This is a genomic window from Paenibacillus forsythiae T98 (assembly GCF_000520735.1).
GTDB classification, from domain to species: domain Bacteria; phylum Bacillota; class Bacilli; order Paenibacillales; family Paenibacillaceae; genus Paenibacillus_AQ; species Paenibacillus_AQ forsythiae.
Genome location: NZ_ASSC01000735.1, coordinates 1 through 5,643 on the forward strand (window position 1 = coordinate 1; position 5,643 = coordinate 5,643).

Sequence of the window (5,643 nt, forward strand, 5' to 3'; positions counted from 1 at the left end):
AAACCGTACTCCCGCGCCATTTCCAGATAGCGCCTCTCCTCGGCCGAGCCATGGTCGGAATAATACGCCTCGACACCGGCAAAGCCGCCGCCCTCAAGAATGCCGCGCACCAGTTCGTCATCGCCGTAAAGTCCGGGATGCGCGAGCACTGCCTTGCCCTTCGCTTCGGCGATCCACTGGCACGCTTCCCCGGGGGAAATACGTGGCGGCGACACGAAGGCAGGCTTGCCCTCGGCCAGATATTTGTCGAAGGCATCGCGCATGTCGGACGCTGCTCCGAGCCGCACCAGTTCGTCCGCGATATGCGGCCTGCCGACGCTCTCATCCGGCTTCAGCTCCCGGCCAATACCGCGAATGACCGCCTCCAGCGTGATGCCGATGCCCAGTACCCGCAGCCGTTCGATAATAGCTTCATTCCGCGCTGCCCGGGTCTCTTGCAGCACCGCCAGCCGCTTCAGGAACTGTTCATCCCGGAAATCGACACCATAACCAAGGATATGGATGTCCTTGCCGCCGGCCCGGGTGCTGATTTCTACGCCGGGTACGACCGTAATGCCGTACTGTTCCCCGGCCTCCAGCGCTTCGGCTATGCCGGCTACCGTATCGTGATCCGTAATGGCGACCGCGGCCAGCCCCTTCTCCTTGGCCAGACGCACATTTTCAGCCGGAGGCTGCATCCCGTCGGACGCAAGCGTATGTGTGTGCAAGTCGCAGCGTCCGGAAGAACCGGCTCCTGCATTCCGCAGCTCCTGTTCCATGCCGCTCATCCCCTCACGTTCATCCAAAATTCTCCTTCATCCCTTCCCATTCCTCGCGCAAAATCCCCATCTTGATTGCATCATAATATTCTCCCCGGACAATCCGCGCCTTGCGGACACGGGCTTCCTCGACCATTCCGCATCTGGCGGCAAGCCGCATCATCCGTTCATTGCCAGACCATGTGCCGATGCCCAGACGGACGGTATCCAGATGAGCGAATAAATAATCCATCCACATCCGGAAGGCTTCGGTGCCGTAACCGCCGGACCAATAGCTTGAATCGAAAATAACAATCCCGATCTCAAACCAGTTCGTAGCCTCGGATACCCAGTACCTGCCAACCTTCCCCTTCACTTCGCCGTCGATCTCAATGATCAGCTGGGAGCGGGCCTTGTCGGCCTTGGCCGTCTCCAGAGCCGCCTTGTGCTGCTCCAGAAATTGCTCATAGGTAGCCGGCTCCTGCGGCTGATAGGGGCCATTCCAGTTCAAATGCTCCCGGTCGGGCGACTCGTAGCAGTGATAATACAGCCTTGGAATATCACCCTCTGTGATATCGCGTAGTACAACCTTTTGTCCTGCCAAACAAACAGCCATCAACGCTCCCCCCAAATTTCATGATCCCGTACGTACCTTCTAGTCCTCTGCGTGCTCCCGCAGAAAGGTCAGGAAGGTTACCGCATGGATCGGCAGCAGCGTCGATTTCTGGTGAATCGCGTAGAACTGCCGCTTGAATGAAGCATCCGAGATATTCACAATTTTCAGTAGACCCAAAGCGGCTTCATGCCTGACCGTGGACGGAGACAGCATCGTTATGCCCAGCCCCGCCTCCACCGCCGATTTGACAGCCCCCGTACTGCCCAGCTCCATGACAACCTGCAATTCATCCAGATCCAGTCCCTTGGACAGAAGCTGCTCTTCCATCACGCGGCGCGTTCCGGACCCCTGCTCGCGCAGCACGAACGGAAACCGCAGAGCCTCCTCAAGCGGCACTTCGCTTCTCCCGGCAAGCTCATGGCCTTCCGGCACGATCAGCTTCAGCTCGTCCTCCATCACCGGCTCGATTACCATATCCGGGTGGGTCACCTCGGCTTCGATCAGCCCGAAATTAAGCTGGTGCCTGGTGATCTCCTCCATGATCTGCGTTGTGTTCATAATCTTCAGCATGACCGAAATGTTCGGGTAAGCCTTGCCAAAAGGCGCGAGCAGCCGGGGCAGCACGTATTCCCCGATCGTCAGGCTTGACCCGAGCAGCAGCCGCCCTTCGAGCATATGCGTATAAGCCGCCATCGCCTGATCGGTCTGCCGCATCAGCTCCATGCTGCGCAGCGCGAACGGAAGCAGCGTCCTTCCCGCGTCGGAGAGCATGATTTTCTTGGTAGAACGGTTGAACAGCTTCGTTCCGAAATAGTCCTCCAGCGACTGAACCTGCATCGTCACGGCCGGCTGAGTCATATGCAGCGCCTGCGCCGCAGCGGAGAAGCTCCCTTTTTCGGATACGGTGTAAAAAATATGCAGTTGGTGAAAATTCATGCTGTACACTCCCATTATCGCTGAGTCTCAGGTTCACGAGTCCATCAACGTGCTGACAAACCCGCCGCTCAACGTTGTATATTTTCAAAAAGACATGCGGCCGCGCCGCATGTCTCTTCGCCGTATGGTTCCTTCGGTTACCGTCTCTTCCGTCCGGTCTGCATGAGGGTAACCCGCCGTGTATTTTGCTGCCGGGCATAATAGGTCTTCAGGTCCCTGAGATCGATATTCTCCGACATCTTTCCGAGAAAAGAAACGACGATGAGCTTATAGAGCGGGTTCCCGTAAAGATCGAACTCGTCCGGAATTTCCACAATGCGCGCCGCCATTACAAGATCATTATCCACCACATACATTTCCGGCTCCCCCGGTGAGTGCGCCCGCACCCTCTTCTGCTTGAGACATTGCCACAACCAGTAAGCCGCATCCTTGGCCGCCTGTCCCCCGCTCTGGCCCCGTCTTTCGTAACGGCTTCCCGCATGGGCCGTAATTACAAGATCGGCGATTCTGTACTCATTCAGCATAACATAGAACGGCTCGTGAACGCCCCGGCTGCCTGTCTTATTATCGCGCATAGTTATCACACTCCACCGTCTAGGGTCTTGGCGCGCATGTATTGATGCCATCTTACCACCACAGGAGCGGGATATACAAGCCTCGGGGGAGGCTACACATAGGCCCGTGGCTCCAGGTAGCTGTCGTCGACCAGGCAGCTGCCCCTGTGCAGCTTGCATCTTTTTTTCAGGCTTGCCGCCTCAGCGGAAATCTCTTCAACGGAACCGAAGCTGCGGAAGCGGTTGGTCACAATGGCCGCCGACAGGGACACAAGCGGGATTTCCTCCAGTTTCCCGGAGCGGTTCTCGGCCAGGACTGACTGCCTCATGAAGTGCGCCTCGGAGTAAAAACCCCGGATCGTCTCATCGAACGCGCGCAGAACCGACTGGCAGCATTCGGCGTAATGATGGTGATCCAAAGCGACGATGAAATCGTCCCCTCCGATATGTCCTACAAGCCCTCCCGCGGGCGTCATGCCGTTTTTTATCAGATCCGCCGTCCACTGAAGCAGCCTGTCCCCTTCCTTGAACCCGTAGGTATCGTTGTAAGCCTTGAAATTGTCGAGGTCAAAATAAAGCACGCTGTAGCGCTCCTGTGCCAGCGCCCCCTTCAGCCACTCGCTGATGCTTACATTGCCCGGCAGCCCGGTAAGTGGATTCATGAAGCTCGCGGTCTCGGCTTGAATCTCCGCAAAATGCAGCAGCAAATCCCTGACGCTTACCGCGCCGTACAGCCGGTCTCCGCAAGTGACCACCACATCGTCGTACAGCTTCTCCTTATCTCGTCCCATCGCCAGCTTGCTGACCTCGGTAATGGGGCAATCATAATCAACCACCAGCGGAGCGGGGTCCATAATTAGCTGAACGGGTCTTTCCATATACAGCGTGTAGCCGTAAAGCGTCCCGATTCTCTGGTAAAATCTCACTCTCATGATCAGAGCAACCGGGTAATCATTCTCCGTTACAGCCACCCCGTGGAGCGCGGGATTCTCTTTGAAGATCCGGTCTACACGCTCACATCGGGTGCCAGGAGCGATGCTCGGAATCGCCTGGCTTATTTCTCCAACTTTATTCTGCATCCACCAAGGCCCCTTTCCTGGGAACAAGCGGCAGTCCGATCCGGAGCGGAAGGGCATGCTTCCCGTACAATATCGGGCTGTCCAAAATCGGCATGCGAGACGCATCATCCGTCTTCACCACATCACAATAGTATAATAATAGGACTATACTATTAACTGCCATTGAACACTCTCCTCCCTACGCTGACGCTTAAGAGGAAGGAGATTCTTGGGTAGTCCCTTCTACCGAAGAGAAGTTGACCAAGCGAACCCTGCCGTCCCGGCAGTTTATGTAAGATCTACAGCTGTAGCAGTCTTTTACCTTCGGCCAGAATGTTCTGACTGGCGTTCAAGTCCCGGTCATGGACGGTTCCACACGACGGGCATGTCCATTCACGCACATTCAGATTCTTGACTTCCCGGTTCCGGTATCCGCAGCAAGAACATAATTGGGAGGAGGCAAAGGTGCGACTAACTGTAACCAATACTCGGCCATACCATGCACACTTATATTCCAGCATCTTGCGAAACAGGGACAGGAGGCTTCACTAATCGCTTTGGATAGCTTCCGGTTTGTAAGCAGGTTGCGAACGGACAAGTCTTCGACGGCAATGATGGCGTGGTTTTTGACAATATGCGTCGAGACTTTGTCCAGATAGTCCTTTCTCGCATTGCGAATATCTTCATGTATCCGGGCCACTTTGATCCGCTGTTTATTCCAGTTCGATCCGCCTTTCTTCCGGCGGGAGAGCTTGCGCTGGGCCTCAGCGAGTTTGTTCTCCAAGGTACGAAAGAATTGGGGGTTGCCAAACCCTTCCTCATTGGACAACACCGCGAGCTCTTTGAGTCCCAAGTCAATCCCCACCTCCGAACGGGTTTTGGGCAGCGCCTCTGCTTCGGTTTCCGCAAGCACGGATACAAAGTATTTTCCCGAAGGATGGCGCCGAAGAGTGGCATGGATGATGCGTCCGGTGACTTCACGGCTTTGGGCGAACTTCACCCATCCCAGCTTGGGAAGCTTGATGCATCTCTCTACAATACTCACTTCCGGAGACTGACTTTTCCCTTGGATTTGGGTGGTATAGGATTGCGCCGGATTTTTCTTGCTTTTAAAGCAAGGGGCATTGTTACGTTTTGTGAAAAATTGTTTATACGCATCGGCAAGGTGTTTGAGCGCCGACTGCAAAGCGGTACTGTCGACTTCGCTCAGCCAAGACAATTCTCGTTTGAGTCCGGTTAATTCGGTTGAACATGCGCCGTAGGTTAAGCCTTTGCCTGTCTTCTGAAAAGCTTCCCTCCACCACGCCAGAAAACGATTGTACACAAAGCGGCTGCACCCGATCGTCTTGTTAATGAGTGTGGCTTGTTCGGGTGTGGGATAGATGCGGAATTTGTAGGCTTTTTGGATGAACATGGCCAGGCCCCCTCTGTTCATCTCGAATTATAACCGAACACGAGTTCCTATTCAAGGAGTTTCCATAAAAAAAAGTTGCTGGCAGGCGAGGGAGACGAAAGGAAAGCGTGGCCGAACAAGGGCACAAGCCAGAGCTTAGGAAACCCCGAAGATGTCGGATAATTGAGGGCTGAACCCCTCCCTTGTTCGAAGCCGATTCATCCCCTGCCTGCAGAGGAGGGGGTCTTCTCTCCTATTCTGATAAAATCGGGAATATTTTCCCAAGGAATAATTCGATACAAAAAAACGGAAGAGGTCCGAAGGCGGACTTCTTCCGTATTCACCAAAG

5 protein-coding genes and 1 pseudogene are annotated in these 5,643 nt (G+C 55.0%); all 6 read right to left on the minus strand.

All coding sequences use genetic code 11. The features are described 5' to 3' along the window. On the minus strand, nt 1-758 hold a 758-nt coding region (locus tag L692_RS0122345), incomplete at its 3' end, for a PHP domain-containing protein (protein WP_025702207.1). A gap of 19 nt (nt 759-777) precedes the next feature. Next, on the minus strand, nt 778-1,353 hold the full coding sequence (locus L692_RS0122355) for a GNAT family N-acetyltransferase (protein WP_025702208.1): 576 nt from the start codon (nt 1,351-1,353) through the stop codon (nt 778-780). Nucleotides 1,354-1,392: 39 nt separating this feature from the next. Continuing rightward, nucleotides 1,393-2,289 (minus strand): selenium metabolism-associated LysR family transcriptional regulator, encoded by an 897-nt coding sequence (locus L692_RS0122360; protein WP_025702209.1) that lies wholly within the window; start codon nt 2,287-2,289, stop codon nt 1,393-1,395. Nucleotides 2,290-2,426: 137 nt separating this feature from the next. Then, a complete protein-coding gene (locus L692_RS0122365; RefSeq protein ID WP_025702210.1) occupies nt 2,427-2,864 on the minus strand; it encodes a hypothetical protein in 438 nt (145 codons plus the stop codon). A 92-nt stretch (nt 2,865-2,956) separates the two neighbouring features. Beyond that, complete coding sequence (locus L692_RS0122370; protein ID WP_025702211.1) at nt 2,957-3,922, minus strand: GGDEF domain-containing protein; 966 nt, start codon at nt 3,920-3,922, stop codon at nt 2,957-2,959. A 278-nt stretch (nt 3,923-4,200) separates the two neighbouring features. Beyond that, a pseudogene (gene tnpB / locus L692_RS29905) lies at nt 4,201-5,315 on the minus strand (IS200/IS605 family element RNA-guided endonuclease TnpB). Between the last annotated feature and the right edge of the window lie 328 nt (nt 5,316-5,643).